Source organism: Bradyrhizobium canariense, from assembly GCF_019402665.1.
Taxonomy (GTDB): Bacteria; Pseudomonadota; Alphaproteobacteria; order Rhizobiales; family Xanthobacteraceae; genus Bradyrhizobium; species Bradyrhizobium canariense.
This window is the reverse complement of the sequence record NZ_VSST01000015.1, coordinates 256,999-276,023: the sequence shown is the minus strand read 5'-3', so window position 1 is coordinate 276,023 and position 19,025 is coordinate 256,999. Positions and strand designations below refer to the sequence as shown.

General features: G+C 64.3%; 11 protein-coding genes. 4 read left to right on the top strand and 7 right to left on the bottom strand.

All coding sequences use genetic code 11. The features are described from left to right. Positions 1-213 precede the first annotated feature (213 nt). Positions 214-3,723 carry a PAS domain-containing hybrid sensor histidine kinase/response regulator gene (locus FXB41_RS07980; RefSeq protein WP_219681096.1) on the top strand — a complete coding sequence of 1,170 codons (3,510 nt, stop codon included), beginning with the start codon at positions 214-216 and terminating at the stop codon, positions 3,721-3,723. 10 nt (positions 3,724-3,733) lie between these two features. Here the strand turns inward: FXB41_RS07980 and FXB41_RS07975 are convergent, their stop codons facing one another. The 3 genes from FXB41_RS07975 to FXB41_RS07965 all read right to left on the bottom strand — a co-directional run bounded on the left by FXB41_RS07975 (position 3,734) and on the right by FXB41_RS07965 (position 5,843). Continuing rightward, entirely contained in the window at positions 3,734-4,237 is a 504-nt protein-coding gene (locus FXB41_RS07975) for a cytochrome P460 family protein (protein ID WP_219681159.1), read from the bottom strand. A gap of 117 nt (positions 4,238-4,354) precedes the next feature. Further along, entirely contained in the window at positions 4,355-5,386 is a 1,032-nt protein-coding gene (locus tag FXB41_RS07970) for an alpha/beta fold hydrolase (RefSeq protein ID WP_219681094.1), read from the bottom strand. A gap of 37 nt (positions 5,387-5,423) precedes the next feature. Then, on the bottom strand, positions 5,424-5,843 hold the full coding sequence (locus FXB41_RS07965) for an organic hydroperoxide resistance protein (RefSeq protein WP_219681092.1): 420 nt from the start codon (positions 5,841-5,843) through the stop codon (positions 5,424-5,426). Between the two features lie 197 nt (positions 5,844-6,040). Between FXB41_RS07965 and FXB41_RS07960 the strand changes: the two genes are divergently transcribed. Continuing rightward, entirely contained in the window at positions 6,041-8,881 is a 2,841-nt protein-coding gene (locus tag FXB41_RS07960) for an ATP-binding protein (RefSeq protein ID WP_219681091.1), read from the top strand. Positions 8,882-9,911: 1,030 nt separating this feature from the next. Here FXB41_RS07960 and FXB41_RS07955 read toward each other — a convergent pair. Then, complete coding sequence (locus FXB41_RS07955; RefSeq protein ID WP_219681089.1) at positions 9,912-10,937, bottom strand: glycoside hydrolase family 5 protein; 1,026 nt, start codon at positions 10,935-10,937, stop codon at positions 9,912-9,914. Beyond that, positions 10,934-12,244: an O-antigen ligase family protein gene (locus tag FXB41_RS07950; protein WP_007593052.1), complete on the bottom strand. Its 1,311-nt coding sequence runs from the start codon at positions 12,242-12,244 to the stop codon at positions 10,934-10,936. The genes FXB41_RS07955 and FXB41_RS07950 overlap by 4 nt, the downstream gene beginning before the upstream one ends. Before the next feature lie 226 nt (positions 12,245-12,470). Here FXB41_RS07950 and FXB41_RS07945 point away from each other — a divergent pair, with 226 nt between their 5' ends. Further along, positions 12,471-13,607, top strand: coding sequence for a GNAT family N-acetyltransferase (locus FXB41_RS07945; protein ID WP_219681087.1), 1,137 nt, complete (start codon positions 12,471-12,473; stop codon positions 13,605-13,607). Between the two features lie 29 nt (positions 13,608-13,636). On the opposite strand, the gene FXB41_RS07940 is transcribed toward FXB41_RS07945, so the two are convergent. Beyond that, positions 13,637-14,860, bottom strand: coding sequence for an FAD-dependent oxidoreductase (locus tag FXB41_RS07940; protein WP_219681086.1), 1,224 nt, complete (start codon positions 14,858-14,860; stop codon positions 13,637-13,639). 431 nt (positions 14,861-15,291) lie between these two features. Between FXB41_RS07940 and FXB41_RS07935 the strand changes: the two genes are divergently transcribed. Beyond that, complete coding sequence (locus FXB41_RS07935) at positions 15,292-16,638, top strand: lipopolysaccharide biosynthesis protein (protein ID WP_219681084.1); 1,347 nt, start codon at positions 15,292-15,294, stop codon at positions 16,636-16,638. Between the two features lie 58 nt (positions 16,639-16,696). On the opposite strand, the gene FXB41_RS07930 is transcribed toward FXB41_RS07935, so the two are convergent. Continuing rightward, positions 16,697-18,790, bottom strand: coding sequence for a GumC family protein (locus FXB41_RS07930; protein ID WP_219681082.1), 2,094 nt, complete (start codon positions 18,788-18,790; stop codon positions 16,697-16,699). Positions 18,791-19,025: the final 235 nt, after the last annotated feature.

The window sequence follows — 19,025 nt, the reverse complement described above, 5'->3', positions numbered from 1 at the left end:
TTGTGGGGGAGGGTCAGGGAGGGGGGTACCGCGCGGGGACTCTCTCGGTGAGCCCGAGGCAGCGCAGCTTTGGGGCAGCGCACCTTAACGACAACCCCGGTTCCCGCGCCCGCGCGGCATTTCGCTGTCGCCTCCACACGCCCAACGCGCTAGATTTACAGGGAAAATGAGATCGGGCGCGGCCAGCGCGCCCCCGGGAGAAGCACGCTCGCCATGCTGCACGATTGGGGCGTGATCGCCGCCGCCTTCGGCTATATCGGCTTTCTGTTCCTGGTGGCGAGCCATGGCGACCGCCGCTCGCGGGCCGGGCGGGGCCGCGCCTCGGGGCTGATCTATCCGCTGTCGCTGGCGATCTACTGCACCTCCTGGACCTTCTTCGGCTCGGTCGGCTTCGCCACCCGCACCTCCACCGACTTCCTCGCGATCTATGTCGGCCCGATCCTGATGATCGGGCTCGGCGCCGGCGTCCTCCGCCGTGTGATCCAGCTCGCCAAGGCCCACAACATCACCTCGATCGCCGACTTCATCGGCGCGCGTTACGGCAAGAGCCAGGCGGTGGCGGCAACCGTCGCGCTGATCGCGATCATCGGCTCGGTGCCCTACATCGCGCTCCAGCTCAAGGCGGTGGCCTCCTCGCTCGAAACCATCCTGAGCGAAGACCAGGCCTTCTCCCACATCCCGATCGTCGGCGACGTGGCGCTGATGGTGACGCTGGCGATGGCGGCCTTCGCGGTGCTGTTCGGCACGCGGCAGACGGATGCCACCGAACACCAGCACGGCCTGATGCTGGCGGTCGCGACCGAATCCATCATCAAGCTCGTCGCCTTTCTTGCCGCGGGCATCTTCGTCACGTTCTGGATGTTCTCGCCGCACGAGCTGATCGAGCGCGCGATGAAGACGCCGGAGGCGGTGCGCGTCATCAACTATTCGCCGTCGATCGGCAACTTCCTGACCATGACGCTGCTGTCGCTGTGCGCGATCATGCTGCTGCCGCGCCAGTTCCACGTCAGCGTCGTCGAGAATTCCTCGGACGCCGAGGTCGGCCGCGCGCGCTGGCTGTTTCCGCTCTATCTCGTCGCCATCAATCTGTTCGTGATCCCGATCGCGTTCGCCGGTCTCGTCAGCTTTCCGTTCGGCGCCGCCGATCCGGATATGTACGTGCTGGCGCTGCCGATGGAGGGCGGCGCGGATCTGCTCAGCGTCGCCGTCTTCGTCGGCGGGCTGTCGGCGGCGACCGCGATGGTGATCGTCGAATGCGTCGCGCTCTCCATCATGGTTTCGAACGACCTCGTGGTGCCCCTGGTGCTGCAACGACGGCCCGAGGGGCGCACCGGCGGCGCCGATTTCAGCGACTTCCTGTTGCGCTCGCGGCGCCTGGCGATCTTCGCCATCATGGTGATGGCCTATTTCTACTACCGCGCGCTCGGCAACACCCAGCTCGCGGCGATCGGCCTGCTGTCTTTTGCCGCCATCGCCCAGCTTGCACCAAGCTTCTTCGGCGGGCTGCTGTGGCGGCGCGCGACCGCGCGCGGCGCGATCGGCGGCATGCTGGTCGGGTTCGCGGTGTGGCTCTACACGCTGTTCATCCCGAGCTTCATGGATACTTCGACGGCGGGGATCCTGCTGCTCCAGCACGGCCCGTTCGGGATCGAGGCGCTGCGGCCGCAGGCGCTGTTCGGCGCCGATTTGCCGCCGCTGATGCACGGCGTCGTCTGGTCGCTGTCGCTCAACATCCTCACCTATGTGCTGCTGTCGCTGGCGCGCCGGCCGTCTTCGATCGAACTGGTCCAGGCCGATCTGTTCGTCCCCAACACGCTCGCGCCGATTTCCCCGAATTTCCGGCGCTGGCGCACCACCGTCACGGTGCAGGACATCCAGACCACGGTGGCGCAATATCTCGGGCCTGACCGCGCGCGGCATTCGTTCGAGGCATTCTCCGCGCGGCGCAATGTGCGGCTGGAGTCCGGGGCGCCCGCCGATTTCGAGCTGCTGCAGCACGCCGAGCACCTGATCGCCTCCTCGATCGGCGCAGCCTCCTCGCGTCTGGTGATGTCGCTGCTGTTGCGCAAACGGACGGTGTCGGCGAAGGCTGCGCTCAAGTTGCTCGACGATTCCCATGCGGCGCTGCATTTCAACCGCGAGATCCTCCAGACCGCGCTCAACCATGTGCGCCAGGGCATCGCGGTGTTCGATGCCGATCTGCAACTGATCTGCTCCAACCGGCAGTTCGGCGATCTCCTCAATGTTCCCCCGCATTTCATCCAGTTCGGCACGCCCTTGCGTGAAATCCTGGAATTCATGGGCGTGAGCGAGCCGACCGATCCGATCGAGCGCGAGGCCATGCTGGAGCGCCGGCTGCTGGCTTACACCACCGACGGCGAGCCTTATCTCGAACGCCTGCCCGACCGCCACATGGTGATCGAGATCTTGACCAACCGCATGCCCGGCGGCGGCTTCGTCATTACCTTCACCGACGTCACGCCCACGTTCGAGGCGGCCGAAGCGCTCGAGCGCGCCAATGCGACGCTGGAAAAGCGGGTGCGCGACCGCACCGAGGAGCTGACCCGGCTGAATTCCGAGCTGGCGCTGGCCAAGAGCGCGGCCGAAGACGCCAGCATCTCCAAGACGCGCTTTCTCGCCGCCGCCAGCCACGACATTCTCCAGCCGCTGAACGCGGCGCGGCTCTATGTCACGAGTCTGGTCGAGCGTCAGCACAGCGGCGAGGAGACGCGACTGGTCGAGAACATCGACGAATCGCTCCAGGCGATCGAGGAGATCCTCGGCGCGCTGCTCGACATCTCCAGGCTCGACGCCGGCGCGATGACGACCTCGATCTCGAGCTTCAAGATGGCCGACCTGATGCGCTCGCTGGAGATCGAGTTCGCGCCGATCGCGCGCGCCAAGAATCTGGCGCTCGTCTTCGTGCCGTGCTCGCTGCCGGTGGAGTCGGATCGTCTCCTGCTGCGGCGGCTGCTGCAGAACCTGATCTCCAACGCCATCAAATATACCCCGCGCGGGCGCGTGCTGGTCGGCTGCCGCCGCCGCGGCGCCACGCTGAAGATCTGCGTCTACGACACCGGCGTCGGCATCCCGGCGGTCAAGCGCGGCGAGATCTTCAAGGAATTCCACCGCCTCGAGCAGGGCGCGCGAATTGCCCGCGGCCTCGGCCTGGGCCTGTCGATCGTCGAGCGGTTGGCACGCGTGCTCAAGCACGACATCGCCATCGATTCCAATGTCGGCGGCGGATCGGTATTTTCCGTGACGGTGCCGACGGCAAAGGCGATCACCCACACCGCGGCCGTGACCAGTGCGACGCCGCTCGCACGCACCTCGATCTCGGGGACCCTGATCGTCTGCATCGAGAACGACGCCGCGATCCTCGACGGCATGCGCACGCTGCTGAAGGCCTGGGACGCCGAAGTGATCGCGGTCGCCGATCCCGAGGGCGCGATCGCCGCGATCGAAACTGCCGGCCGCCGCGTGACCGGCCTGCTGGTCGATTACCACCTCGACCGCGGCAACGGCATCGCGGCGATCCGCGACATCCGCCGCCGCTTCGGTGACGGCATCCCCGCGATCCTGATCACCGCCGACCGCAGCCCCGCCGTGCAAATGGCTGCGCGCGACGAAAAGGTCGCGGTGCTCAACAAGCCGGTCAAGCCGGCTTCGCTGCGCGCCCTGCTCGGCCAGTGGCGCACGCAGCAGATGGTGGCGGCGGAGTGAACTTCCGCACTCAAGGTGCAAGCCTCGTAAACACGTAGTCGCGGCTCTTCACACGAGCTTCGTGGCAGGCGAAGCAGGTGCGATGCTGGGCCTCGTCGACCGGCTTGCCGTTGACGAAGCGACCAAATCCCCAGCCGCCGGTCGAGGCATATTTTCTGGAATCCTTCACCATCACCTGGACGGTGGTGGCCTCACCGGGAATCGTCGCGGACGCAAATTCGGGCGATTGCTTCCGCTTCCAGGCCCGCTTGACCAGAATTGTGCCGTCCGGGAACGGAAGCTTGTTGTCTTGATAAGCATCGATCGCGGTCCTGTTGCCGACGACGGCACGCAGCTCGTCCAGGGGAGCCGCCTCCTCGGCCGGCGCGATCAGCTCCCACTGCTTGTAGCCTTCCGGGACAGTGACGCCGAAGATCGGCGAGGCATCGGCCTGCCCGTGCGCGAACGCGATCGTGACCAGATACGGCACGCAGGTCAGGACAACGACGAGGAGGAGCACGGCCAACACGATCATCGCCGTAGAGGATGGAATTCTTGACTTTCCGGATTTCATTTTCGCTGACGCTTCATTGAACTGCGATCGCATGTCAGGCCTCGGTCCGGCCTTGCCGGACCGAAGTGGCCAAAATCATCAAGCACCGCCGTCGGCGTCGATGACGGCCTTGGCAAACGCTTCTGGGGCTTCCTGCGGCAGATTGTGGCCGATACCGCCGGTGATCAGGCGGTAGTCGTACCGGCCCGAGAATTTCTTGGCATAGGCGCTTGGGTCGGGATGCGGCGCGCCATTGGCGTCGCCTTCCATCGTGATCGTCGGCACGTCGATGACGGGAGCTGCCGCGAGCTTCTTTTCGAGCTCCTCGTATTTCGCTTCACCCTGAGCGAGCCCGAGCCGCCAACGGTAATTGTGGATCGTGATCGCGACGTGATCCTTGTTGTCCAGCGCCGCCGCGCTGCGGTCGAAGGTGGCGTCGTCGAACTTCCACCGCGGCGAAGCCAGCTTCCAGATCAGTTTTGCGAAATCATGCGTGTACTTCGCGTATCCTGCGCGGCCGCGCTCGGTCGAGAAATAGAACTGGTACCACCACAGCAGCTCGGCCGACGGCGGCAGCGGCGCATTGCCCGCGGCCTGGCTGGAGATCAGATAGCCGCTGACCGACACCAGCGCGCGGCAGCGCTCCGGCCACAGCGCGGCGATAATGTCGGCGGTGCGCGCGCCCCAATCGAAACCGGCGACCACCGCTTTCTTGATGTCGAGCTTGTCCATCAGCGCGATGATGTCGGCGGCCATTGCCGCCGGCTCGCCGTTGCGCGGCGTCTCGGCGGAGAGGAAGTGGGTCGAGCCGTAACCACGGAGATAGGGGATGATGACACGATAGCCTGCCCTTGCCAGGATCGGCGCGACGTCGACAAACGCGTGAATGTCGTAGGGCCAGCCGTGCAGCAGGATCGCGACGGGGCCGTTCGCAGGACCGGCCTCCGCGTAGCCGACGTTGAGGACGCCGGCATCGATCTGCTTGATCGCGCCGAACGACGCGTTCGTCGCGGAAGAGCGCGGCGCTTGCGATTCGGCGTGGGCGAGGCCGATCACGCCGAGGCCGGTGGCGACGGTTCCGGCGGCGATGCCGAAAAACTGGCGGCGGTGCTGATCGATGATCTGTTTCATGATGGTGCTACCTTGTTGATGGTTGGAGGTGGTGCCGTCAGATCAGCGCGACCGTGACGTCGATGTTGCCGCGGACGGCCTTGGAATAGGGACAGGTCTGAAGCGCCTCATCGACGATCCCGCGCGCGATCTCGCGATCGAGGCCGGGCAGGCTGACATCGAGGCGTGCCCTGAGGGAATAAGCGCCCTCGTCGAGCACCAGGTCGATCTCCGCATCGATCGCGCATTTCCTGGGGAGCTCGATCTTCCGCTTGCGGGCCGCGATCTCCATCGCGCCCTCGAAGCAGGCCGACCAGCCGGCCGCGAACAATTGCTCGGGATTGGTACCGATGCCGGTGCCGCCCGGCGGCGACAGCTTGATATCCAGGCGGCCGTCGGAACTGCGCGATATGCCGTCCTGTCGCCCGCCGCTGGTGCGGGTCCGGGCCGTGTAGAGCAGTTTCGCCGCTTGGGTCATGAAGGTCTCCTTGCCGTCGCACAACTGACTAGCAGCGGCTGCCGCGACACACCCGTTGGGAGTTGTGAGAACTTGTGAGGTCTCGGCGCGCGCGCCTCACAAGGCCTGCACTTGCGGTGTGATGGCGGCGAGGGACGGCCTTGCCGGATTGCGATCATGTGGCTATCCGGTCCGTCTGAAAGGATCAGGATTTCGCCATGACCGAGCCGGCCGGCACCGCAACGGGAACCTTCTCGTTTGGGCCATTCACCGTAACGCCGAATGAAAGACTTGTGATGCGCGACGGCGCCGCGCTGCCGCTCGGTGCAAAGGCCTTCGACACGCTGCTCGCGCTGATGTCGCGGCCGAACCAGGTCGTCAGCAAGTATGATCTGATGGCGCTGGTGTGGCCCGGTATGAGGGTCGAGGACGCAAATCTGCGCTTTCACGTCGCGGCGCTTCGTAAGGCCCTTGGCGACGGCAAGGACGGTGCCCGCTACATCACCACACTCTCCGGCCGCGGCTATTGCTTCGTGGCGCCGATCTCGCAGGTGAATATCCCGGCGGAAGGGCGCACCGTAGCGCGAACGGAATTGCCGCCCGTCAAACTGCCGAACCGGCTGCAACGGATGGTCGGGCGCGACGATGTGGTCGCCGCCGTCTCCGACAGGCTCATCGCCTCGCGCTTCGTCACGATCGCCGGCCCGGGCGGCGTCGGCAAGACCGCCGTTGCCGTGGCCATCGCTCACGACCTGCTCGCGACATTCTTCGACGCCGCACATTTCGTCGACCTTGCCGCGCTGAGCGATCCCGATCTCGTGATCACCTCGCTCCTGCTGATGCTGGGCTTGCCCGCGCAAGCCGACGATCCCCTGCCTGCGCTGCTCGCACATCTCCGGGACAAGCGGATGCTGCTGATCTTCGACAATTGCGAGCACGTCATCGCGACCGCGGCCCCGCTGGCCGCCGAGATCTTGCACGCCGCACCGCATGTCCATATCCTGGCGACGAGCCGCGAAGCCCTGCGGGTCGAGGGCGAGCAGGTCTATCGGCTGGCGCCGCTCGCGGTTCCGCCCGACAAGCCCGGGCTGACGGCAGCCGCGGCGCAGACTTATCCCGCCCTTCAGCTCTTCCTCGAACGTGCCACGGCCGGCGGCGCGCAGATCGCGCTCGATGATGCCAATGCGGCGATCGTCGCCGGGATCTGCCGCAAGCTCGACGGCATGGCGCTGGCGATCGAACTCGCCGCCGGCCGCGTCGAAGCCTACGGCCTGGAGCAGACCGCGGCACTGCTCGACGAGCGTCTCAATCTGCTCTGGCAGGGCCAGCGCACGGCGCCGCCGCGACAGAAGACGTTGCAGGCGACGCTGGCCTGGAGCTACGGGCTCTTGTCCGACATCGAGCGCATCGTGCTGCGCAGGCTCGCGGTTTTCGCCGGTCACTTCACCATCGACGCCGCACTCGAGATCGTGCCGGACGAACGTGTCGACCGCTCCCGCCTGTTCGACGCTATCGACGGCCTGGTGGCCAAGTCGATGGTCGCGGCGCGGCCGATTGGCGCCATGATGCGTTACCGTCTGCTCGACACGACGCGCACCTATCTGCTCGAAATCGAGCCGGATGACGCGGCGCTCGCCGCCCGCCACGCGACCTATTACCGGCATTGGCTGGAGCAGGCCGGCACGACATGGGCTACTGCGCCGAGCGCCGACGAGCGCGCGATCCACTTCTCCGCGCTTCACAACGTGCGCGCCGCACTGGACTGGTGTTTTGGCCCGGACGGCGATGCCAACATCGGCGTTGCACTCGCCGCTGCAGCCGCTCCCATCTTTCTGGCCATGTCCCTGCTGGTCGAGTGCCGGCGCTGGTCTGAACGGGCGCTGCTTGCGATCGATCCGTCCTCGCGCGGCTGCGCCGAGGAAATGCATATCCAGGGCGCGCTCGGACTGACCTTGATGTTCACGCGCGGCGGCAGCGAAGCGGCGCGCGCCGCCTTGAGCCGGAGCCTTGCGATCGCCGAGGCGCGCGGCGACGCGCCGAACCAGCTCCAGCTGCTCGGGCGCATGCATATTTTCCACGAGCGGATGGGACAGTTCGACGCCGCGCTCGGCTATGCGCAGCAAAGCCTTACGGTCGCCGGGACACTCGCCGATGCCGCCTCCCTCGCCCTCGCCCATTCGCTCCTCGGTGTCTCCTTGCATCTTGCCGGCGAGCACCGCGACGCGCTGACGATGCTGGAGGCCGCCTGGCATGGGCCGGGCACGGAACGGATCAGCACCGTCTATGGCTTCGATCACCGCAACCGGGCCGGCATCTCGCTCGCGCGCGAGTTCTGGTTGCAGGGCCGCCCCGCGGATGCGCTGCAACTGGCCCGACAGACGGTCGTCGAGGCCGCGCAGATGGACCATCCGATCACGCTCTGCATTGCGTTGATCTGGGCGGTCTCGATCGATCTCTGGAGCGGAGACCTCGAGGCCGCGGAAGAGAACATCGACCGCTTCATCGCCCATGCCGAATCGCGCTCCATGGGCCCCTATCTTGCGGTCGGCCGCGGCGTCAAAGGCGAACTGGCGATCCGGCGCGGCCATGCCGCCGAAGGCGTCGAGACGATCGGGACGTGTCTGCGTGAGCTCCACGATGCCGGCTACGAGCTGCTCACCACGACGTTCAACATCGCGCTTGTTCAGGGCTTGATGGCGCTTGGGCAGATCGAGCGGAGTGCGGGCCTGATCGACGATGCGATCCGCCTCGTCGAGCAAAGCGGCGATCATCTGTACATGCCCGAGCTGCTGCGCATGAAGGGAAGGGTTCTCTTGGCGAGGCCCCAGCCCGACGCTGATCAGGCAGAAGCCCACTTCGTCCAATCACTGGAATTGAGTCGTCGCAAAGGCGCCAAAGCCTGGGAGCTGCGGGCCGCGATCGATCTCGCGGGGCTCCTTGCCGAACGCGGCCGGCGCGAGGAAGCGAAGCGATGGCTTCAATTGGCGTATGAAGGCTTCGCCCAGGGCTCAGAGACAGCCGATATCCGGGCCGCCGACAAGTTGTTGCAAACATTGTGACGCGGACTCGGTGCAGCTCGTGTCCTGGGCGCGCTGCAACGCTCTTGCGTTGCTGCGCAGAACCGGGACCCAGCAGTGACATGATACAGTGCGGCGAGATGGGCCCCGGCTCTGCAGCGCATCGTCGAAGGGACGCTGCGCTGCGTCCGGGGCACGAGAGCGGAGTATGTCGCACGTTCTCTCCACATCGTCATTGCGAGCGCAGCGAAGCAGTCCAGAATCCCTCTGCGGAAAGACACTGGATTGCTTCGCTGCGCTCGCAATGACGGAGCAAGGGGCAGCATCGTCATCCTCCAATGCAGATTCAACTTGCAGACACACCTTCGCGTCCTCGCGGCGTGTTTCGCCCGAGCTTTGCTTCGTCACTCCCCCCTCTTGTCCAAGAGGGCGCAGGGAAGGCCGGGTGCCGGCTGGCACCCGCGGTCCGCTGCGCGAAAATGGTGCGCAAGGAAACCGCACAGCAGCATACAGGTGGTGCCAATCACTCGGCCTTCCCTGCGCGATGGTTGGACGGCTTATGCCGTGCTCTCCCGGGAGCCGAGTTCCTGCTGGCCTCCCTCGTCCCAACGAAATTCACCGGCACCGCGCCGGTTGACGCGGATGCCGCATTCGCCAGGGCTTGACCGTAGCAACGACGGCCAGGACCACACGGTTTTGCCGTACGCACGGTTCGCCATTTCGCCGCAGTTTTTCCAGCCCTGTCGACAGAGCCGGAAACTTACAGACGAGACGAAGCCTAGCAGCGCCGCTCGTCGGAACGAAGCCTTGGGCTCACGGAGAGCAATCCGCCCTGCCCTTGGCCACTCGCACCCGAACGCTGCCGCGTCCACCGCAAGCCCGGCTCGCGAACGTGACGACCACAAGATCGCCCCTCAAGGATGAGCCGGGATGAGCGACACATACGCCAAAACCGAATTTCGGTAAAGTGGAATATTTTTGCGGAGAGGGGTTGACGCGGTGGCGGGTGTTTTGCCCGACGGGACAAGGCCCGACACTCCTTCCGCGACATGAGCGGGCTTGGGACCCGACTTCAACGCATCGGCGGCATCAGCGCACGCAGGATACCTGGCTTCCAGGCCTGACGCGCGCTGTCGAAGGCGGCAAAGTCGTGATCGAACTGCCAGTAGGCCCATGACCAGCCGAGCCTATCGGCGCTTCTCGCCACGAATGACAAATATCGCTGCCGGCTGTCGGATGGCGCACGCTCGTACACTCCGAACTCGCCGACATAAACCGGGCGCTGCTCTTTCTCCGCCCAGAGGCTCATCTTCCTGAAGTCCGCGGCAGCCTTCGCTTCATCCTCCGGGCTGCCCCAGTCCAGGGGCCCGATCCGCGAAAACGTCGGAGACCACGGCGCGCCCTGATGGGTGAACCGTATCGGCGCGTAATAATGAAACGTGACGATGAGATGCCTGTCCTCTGGCGGCAGAGCCAGCGCGTCGACAGGGATCTCGTCGGTGTTGAGAACGGCGGCGATGACCGGCCGTTCGGGATTGGTGCGACGGATAATGCCGAGACATTCATTGAGGAGCGAATTCCAGCCGGCGGACGTCATTTCCCCACCAGGCTCGTTCAACACCTCGAAGACGAGTGCCGGATATTTTCCGGCATAGCGCTCGGCGATCTGCCGCCAGAACGCCTTGAGCTTCTCGGCGCATTCGGAAACGTCGCGCTGGCAAAGATGAGTATCGTGCTCGTCGACGATGGGAACGAGCTTCCTCGCGAGAACCTCCTCGATGACGGCGTCGAGCCGCCTCAGGACGATTTCGTCCATGACATTCCCCGGCCCCATGAACTTGAAGCCGAAGAAATTGATCCTGACATGCGCGAACCCGGCTTTCTTGATGGCGGTCAGATTGTCCAGGCGAAATGGCGCGTTTTGGCCGCCTTCCCAGATACCATCGTAGCCGAGAATGTTGATACCGCGACCCAGTTTTGGCATGTCACGGGCGGCGGTCTGCTCGGCCCCGTGGGCGTGGGAGAACAGCGATGCAAGGAAGAACGCCGCTACCGCGAGATTGAAGCTTCTCGACCAGCGAGCGCGCGTGGCGGTCATACCGCTTCCATTCCTAGAGCCTGGAATTCCGTCGGTCGCACCGGCCTGCACGTCGCGAAGAAAAATCCCACCAGGAGCACCGATGTGAACATCGTCGAGCGAAGGAACGTCGTCTCCGTAAAATTGGTCTGAAAGCTGAGGACGACAAATCCGATGATGAGGGCACAATGCGATCGGTCGATCGTGCGAGCGGAAATCAGATGAAGGATCTTGTGCGAAAACAGGAGGACGCTCGCAGCAAAGAGCATGTACCCCAGGAAGCCGGTTTCCATCAGGATCGCGATGTAGCCGCTGTGATAATTGTCGAGCACCCAGCCGTGATTCTGTTCGAAATAATCGTAGATCGACGGGATGGTCCAGAAGCCGTTGATGCCGAAGCCGAGCAGCGGCGCATCGTTGAAATGGCTTATCGCGTAATGCCAGATGAAGGTTCGTTCGGTGAAATCGATACTGGCATCGCCGATATGGATCGCGTCGTATCCCGTCACGTAGAAATACAGGATCAGAAGTCCGGCAAGAACGCACATGACCGACGGCAGGAGCGCATAGAGCCTCATGCAGCCGACCGACCACATCGAGGTCACGAGCATGGCGCAGGCGGCCAGGGCGACAGCGCCGGCGCCGCGCGATTCCGACGCGAGCACACATGTCGACGCCAACAGGAACACGGCGAGGAAGGCCAGCCACCCCTGCCCCGTCATCTTTTGATAGCAGGCCAAGAACATCAGATACGCGCCGACGAAGCCGAGCGTCTGCTTGGATTCGTAGACGCCCTGCCATTGACCGTTGTGCATCCAGCTGTGGTCGATCCCGATGTCGGGCACGGCCAACGCACAGACAGCCGACGCGGCGACCAATATGAAGAGCCCAAGGGCCGTGGCTCTCACGATGTCGTCCACGTCGACGCGCGTGACGAGGCAAAATGCGCCGAACGTCGTCATCGCAAGCGCCGCGCTCTTCATGATCGCCGCGACGCTCAGGCTGGACCAGAACACCGAGAGAATAGCGAAGGCATAGAATGCGACCAGCGCCACCAGATCGGGATTGACCTGCAACCGCAGGCGCGGCTGCACGAATGCACTTGCGTAGATCAGGATAGCCCACATCAGAAGGGCTATGGCCTGTTGCAGAAAGCTCAGCTCCGCCGGCACTAGCGCAGCGTTGAAGATGCCCATCGATGCGACCACGTTGATGGTGATCGAACAGCTGATCGCGATCCTGGCTATCCTCTCGACGCCAACGCTGCGCGTCGTCCAGATCGCGCGCCCGGGTGCCCCGGAATCCACCTCGGTCTGCAGGCTGGCCATGAGATGACCTTCCTTAAGCGCGGTTAATAATTCGCTAGCGCAGGTCGATCTTCACCCCGCGAGGCGGCGCCGTTGCGAGAAATTAACGGTTTGGTAACGATACGAGCCCTGCTTGAAGCATTAGTGCAAATCACACGCCGCCGGTGTCTCGCCTGTAATGACCCTGCTATAAAGCGCAGATCCGGTTCGATCGACGGTCCCGAGCTATCCGGCTTCCCTGGTTATCATGAACAGACCTAGCAACACATTCGACATCGCCATCGAGCAGGGATTCGACTTCCTGTCGCCTGATTACGCGGAGCTGTTCGACAACTCGGCCGCCACCGCGTTCCAGCATCCGCTCTGGCTCGACACCCTCTATACCAGGCTCGCGTCTCATGCAGGCGCAACGCCTCTGGTTGTCGTGGTCCGCCACCGCGCGACGGGCGCCCTTGCGATGGTGCTGCCCTTGCTGCGGATCCGGCGCGGCCCGATACGGACCGTCGAATTCGCCGACCTTCGCGTCTCCGACTATCTGGCTCCGGTGTGCAGTCCGCAGGTCTTTTCCGAGCTGCTCAAGGACGAGAGCGCGTGCGCAGAAATCAGGTACCTTGTCCGCCCGTTCGATCTGCTCCGAATGACCAAGCTCCCGGATGGACGGCTTCCGATCGAGAACCTCCTGGCTACGCCCCGCCGCGCCGCGATGGACTCCAACGCCTACGCGACCGTTCTCGTCGCGCCGTTCGAGCAATGGCGCGCCAGCGCGATGGACCGTTCCTACCAGAAGGAGCTCGCAAAAAAATCCCGGCAGCTCCAGAAGAAGGGCGATCTGAGTTTTTCATGCTGCGGCGACAGCGCCTCCGTGATCGAGGCGATGGACGTGATGCGAAAATTCCGCGGTCCGCGCTTTCAGGCGCAAGGCGACGGAGATCTGCTCCAGCGCTCCGAATATTACGGCTTCTATTCCGAGATGGCGCAGCGCGGCCTCGGCTCCTTTGTCCGGCTCTATGCCATGAAGATGGATGGCGAGGTGATTGCCGCCGTGCTCGGGCTCTGCCATCGAGGCAGCTTCCTCGTTATCATGAGCGCCTTCGACATTGCCGGATACAAGAGCCAGTCCCTGGGCGCGCTGATGTTCGAGCAAGTCGCGAAGGACTGCATTGAGCGCGGGGATCAGATGCTCGATTTCACCATCGGTGACGAGCCCTACAAGAAGCAGTTCGGCGCGCAGCCCGCGCCGATGTGGGTGGTCACGCAGGCCGGCAGCACCGTGGGCGCCATTTCCTTGTTCGCACTGAAGCAGGCGCCCTGGCTCAAACTGGCCGCCAAGCGAATGTCGGAGTTCCGGCTCCTGCCGACCCGGACCTCAACGCCCACGCGCTGACCGGCGCGAGGCCCCGATGAGTGCGGCTCTCAGGCGCGTAGCGCGCCTCGAACATGCGCGAGCCAGCCCGGCCGCATTTGATCGACCCGGTGGGTGATCCTGCGTCGCAGGAAGTGCAGGCGCCGTCGCACGTCCCAGCCGATATCGTTGCGGGACGTCAGCGCCTGCCGGAAGTGCGCCATCTTCAGCGACTGCTGGTCCGCCGCGACCTTGTCGACATCGGAATAGAATTCCGAAATCTTGTCCTGGCTCATGCCTTCGGTCACGAGCCAACGCGGCGCATATTCGGTGCAGAGGCGGTCGACATCGACCAGCAGGCGGGCAACGCCGGTGCCGGCGGCAGGGCAATTGGTCTGGAACGCATCGCCGATGAGCACGACGCCGGGCTGGAGATGTCCTTCCACGACGGACAGGTCCATCACCCAATTCTGCACCCGGTCGATCACGTGGAAATCGCCGAGGTAAGGCCGCAAACCCGGCAGCAGGCGCAACACCGTCGCTTCCGGTTCGCGGCGCAGCTCGCGCATGATCGGATCGGCCGCGTCGCGGAACATGAAGAGATTTGCCCGCATGCCGGCACGCACGGGAAACAGGCTGAGATAATCGATGCCGTCCGCCGTGCGCTCGCCGTAACAGGTCAGCGCCTCGAAATCGAACGGCGCATCGTCTCGGCGCGCGATCGTGAATCCGAACGTGACCGAATGACGCTCGGCCAGCACCCGCCGCTTGATACCGAGCTTGTAACCGAGAACGCCCGCCATGCCCGTGGCCAACACGACGAGGCGCGCTGTCATGCGTCTCCCGGACGCGAGCTCGATATGCTGGATATCGTCGCTACAGTTGACGGCAGTGACCTCGTCGACGATCAGGCTGGACGGATCAGGCAGTTGACTGCGCGCCATGGCGACGAGATCGGCATAGGCTAGTCCGTAAGCCCGGCCGACGCTGATATCGACCACCTTGCCTTCCCTGATATTGAGCACCTGATCATATCGGCAGGCGACGCTGTCGAGCGCGTCGAGGAAGCCCAGCTTGCGCAACATCTCCAGCTGATGGCCGCCAATTTTCTCGACCCGGAACTCGTCCGGATAGACCGCGCGCTTGTCGACGAGCGCGACACGATGCCCTGACCGCGCGAGCACGGCCGCCGCGAGCGAGCCCGCGAGGCCGCCGCCAACGATCACAATGTCGGCGACGATCGTCGAAGGGCCGGCTGCGGCAATCGGCTCGGGCGCGTTGCTATCCGCCGTCATGGTCCAGGCTCCCACGGTCAACGATGATTGCCCGTGCAATTCTCTCGCCTGATGTCGCATCGCAGGACCAAACGCGATCATTTCTCGATATCTCGGTTAATGCAGCGGAGACCGGCCCGGCCCGACGAGATCCGGCACGCGCCTTGCTCGGGGTAGGCATTCCCGGCGAGCCGGTCCGCATTCCAGCGGCTCATCTCGCCTCATTGGCCGTCGATGCGGCGCTATGCCGCCACGCGATCAGGCCGCACTTTGCTCTATCTGGGACAATGGGATCAGCAATGTTCCATAGTGAAGCAACAGGCATGCCGCGACATCGCCGCGGTCGGCAGGATCATGGAGGCCGTCCATTAACACTCGCGGTTTTTCGGCATGCTAGGCTTTTGCAGGTAATCTGAAATGTCTCTTCAGGGGAAGTTGCCCCTTAAATCTCCATGATCGAATCCATCGTCCAATTCATGCGGCGCGACGTGACGCGCGGTGTTGCCGGAACCATCCTTCTCAAGGTTGGTAGCGGCGCGCTTGCGTTCGCGTTGTTCTCGCTTGCGGCACGAACGATGTCGCCCGATGGGTTTGGTATCTTTGCGACCTGGCTTTCGGTGGCCCAGATGGCAGCGGTCGTCGGACTGGTGGGCCAGGAATCGCTGCTGGTGCGATTTCTGAACGAGTATCGGGTGGGAAATCAGCCCGATCTCACCAAAGGCGTGCTGCTATCGAGCCTCAAAATTTCCTCCGTCGCGATGCTGATCGCGATCGGCACAATGGCGATCGGCGCGAACATCAAAGGCGCCTCGTGGCTGCTGGTTCTCGCGGTGTCGGCCTACACGGCCGTGAATGCGGGACTGATGCTTGGCAGCCAGATCGCACGCTCCCTGGTCAGCATTCTCATGGGAGAAGGAAACAGGGAGTTCTTCTGGCGCGTCAGCGTCGTGCTGTTCCTGCTTGCAATCATGTTCGGCCATCGCCAGCTCGATCCCGCCGAATTGATCGCCGTGATGACGATTGCCATGTCGGTCGGACTGATTGCACAGATCATCGCGATTGCGCGAACCCTGCCGGATTTCCGCGGCACGGCGGTGGGGTCCGAGACGTCGCGCTGGAGATCGAGCGCGCTTCATTTCTGGGTCGCATCCATCCTCGAAGCCGCGAACCAGTATTTCGACGTCATTCTGGTCTATTGGATGCTGGACCCCACAACCGCCGGAATTTACTTTGCCGCTTCGCGGCTGGCCAACATCTTCGCCATGCTGTCGGCCGCACTGTACAGTTTTGGCGCACGTCGGCTCCCCTCGCTGTACTTCAGCAAGAACCATCAGGAATTCGAGCGAACGTTGCGGCTCATGGCGGAAGTAACCGCGGTGTGCGTGGTCAGCGGACTTCTCCTGATCTGGGTTGGAGGTCCCCATCTGCTCAACCTGTTCGGGCCGCATTTTGCTGCGCAGCACTGGGTCCTGATCGTGCTCGCGATCGGAACAGCGTTCCAGGCGGCGGGCGGTCCTTCTGCGGCAATCTTGCAGCTGACCGGCTATGAGCGCGAGTATGTCCCCGTGATCGCCGGGAATGTAGCGCTGCGGCTGGTCGGATTTCTCGTCCTCATTCCCTCGCTCGGCGTTCTTGGCGCAGCGATCTCGGCCACTGTGTCGCTGGCGCTCGCGACCATCGCCCTCAATATCCTCTGTCGGCGGCGAACCGGGGTCGATCCTTCGATTTTGGGGCTTTTGCGCTTCTCGGCATCGAAGCCCAGCGCCTACGCGGTCCGTGGCGTGGACTCCGGCGAATAGACCTCTGGTCAGCCGAGGCAATGGCACGGCTCGGCTCGGCAATCCGTTGCCGGTGGCGTCAACCAGCCAGCCCCAACACTTCGCCGCGACGCGACGCCGACGGGCCGGCCGGCACACGATTGACGACGATGCCCGTCGGCACGCCGGCAAACCGGGAGAGCGCAGCGGTCGCCCTGCGCATTGCGGCCGAGTCGACTGCGTCTTCGCGCGCGACCAGCATGACAAGATCGGCGTGAGCAGCCAGCGCCGCCGCCTCCGGCTGCAAGGCCAGGGAGGTGGCGTGGACGACAATCAGATCGAACTCCGAACGAATATCGTCCGCGGGCTGTGGCTGGGGCTTCTTGCTGGCGTTCAGGAGCTCATCGACGCTGCGGAAATCTGCGGTGGTCATGCCGTCGGCCTGGCCCTTGGCGAGGCCAGCTCCGGCACCGCCGAGGTCCGGCTCGACCCGGATCAACACGCTCAGCCTGCCCGTGTTCACGGCCCATCGATTCAGCGACCGCGCGACGGTGTTGCCGCCGGCGCGCTTCCCGACCGACATCACGAGGACGACCTTGCCACGAGGTCCCGGCACCTTCTCCAGCCGCTCCAGCAGCGGACGCAGGTGGAGACCGAGATCGAGTTCGGTCGTCGCGGACACCGGAGCTTGCCAGATGTTTCTGGGGGCTTCGCCTGGCGCCAAGTCGGGAATGCGGGCCCAAATGGGCGGACGCGACCACGTCGCGGGCTGGCGCGGAGCCGGTTCGGGGTCGCGGATATCGGGAGCGGATTTGTCCGATCCGCGTCCCGTGGCGGCAACGACCGCCGTCGATGTCAGCAGCGAACCGATCGCGAGAGCGGCGAGCAGCAAGGACAGCGGTGGAAGGGTCGAGCGCAGCGGCGGAATGGCGGACGACGCAATCTTGGTCTGGGAGCTCTGCAAGAGGCGCTGCTCGTTCGTCGTCTTGGAGCGCGAGAGGAACTGCTCGTAGATGTTTCTGTTGGCCTCGGCGTCGCGCTGCAGCTCCTGGAGCCGGACCAGTGCCTGACCATCGACCAGAAGCTGCGATTCCGCCGCCTTCATCTGGCCTTCCAGCGCCTTCTGCTGTTCGCGCTGGGCCTCGTATTCCGATTTTGCGGTGTCGATGCCCTTCGTCCGCTCAACCTCGATCTGCCTGTTGAGATCGGTCAACTGGCTGTACGACATGACGAGGTCGGGATGGCGGTCGCCGAACACCGCCCGCTTCTGCGCAATCTGGTCATTGAGCGCCGACCGCTGCGCGCGCAGGGCGCTCAGCAGATCCTGCTTGACGGGACTGTCGACATTCGCCTTCACGTCGCGCTGTGCCTGCTCGTAGCGGGCCTTCGCCTCTTCGGTCCTGGCGCGCGCAGCGGCAACCTGCTGCGACAGTTCGGTGACCCGCAATTGCTGGGTGGTGGAATCCTTGCCCGCGTTGACGATCCTGTGCTCGAGCTTGAACGTGGCCACGGCGTCCTCTGACGCCTTCAACCGTTCGCTCAATGATTTGAGCCGGCCACTGAGCCAGTCGGCGGCCTCGTCGGTCGCATCGGTGCGGCTGCGGCCCTGGCTGGCGACGAACGCCTCGGCGATGGCATTGGCGTAGTAAGCGGCCCGCTCCGGCCGGTTCGACGTGAAGCGGATGGCGATGACATAGGTCAGCCCGCGCCGGGAAATGTCGAGGCGGTTGCGGAATCTCTCGAGCAGGCGCGCGGGGTCGGTATGTCCCCCGGAAATGTCCTCGTCGTCCCGAATCTTGAGCTGCTCGATCAGCGGCTTGAGAAAGCCGTCGGACTTCGCCACTTCGACCAGGCTTTGCAGCGCAGCGCTATCCTGCCCGATGCCCGGCAGAACGTCCTGCTCCGAGGTCACGCGTTGCTCGCGTGGATCGACCACCACCAGCGCGGTCGCCGCAAATCGCACCGGGATCACCAAGAGAACGATGACGCCAAGGGAAAAAATCGCCAGAGCAAGCGTCAGGATGCGGCGAGCGTTGTTCCGCATGAAAGCGAGCGCACCCGCGGCCGTGAGCGCACCGCCCAAGCGCGCGGCGGATTCGCGCGACTCGCCGTTTGACGCATGTCGCGTCTGCCACGACGCGGCGGCAGCGGTCGATCCGGAGCTTGTCGGGTCTGCGCGGCGACCGAACGTCATGGATTTTACTCGGATTCAACTGGCGAACACTGTTCAGTGCCTGCTCCAACGTAAATATCTATGGTTAATCCGCGGTTACCCGCGCCTGGCGCGGCTATGACCAATTGGTTAACGCGCGCGCTTCGCTTCGTCGGGAACCAGCGGAATTCCCTCGCGAACGATGCCCTTGCGACAGGGCGCGCATTAACTCCGTTTATTGCTAGTCGGTGTCCGCGCGAGGCCTCCATGGTAAGCA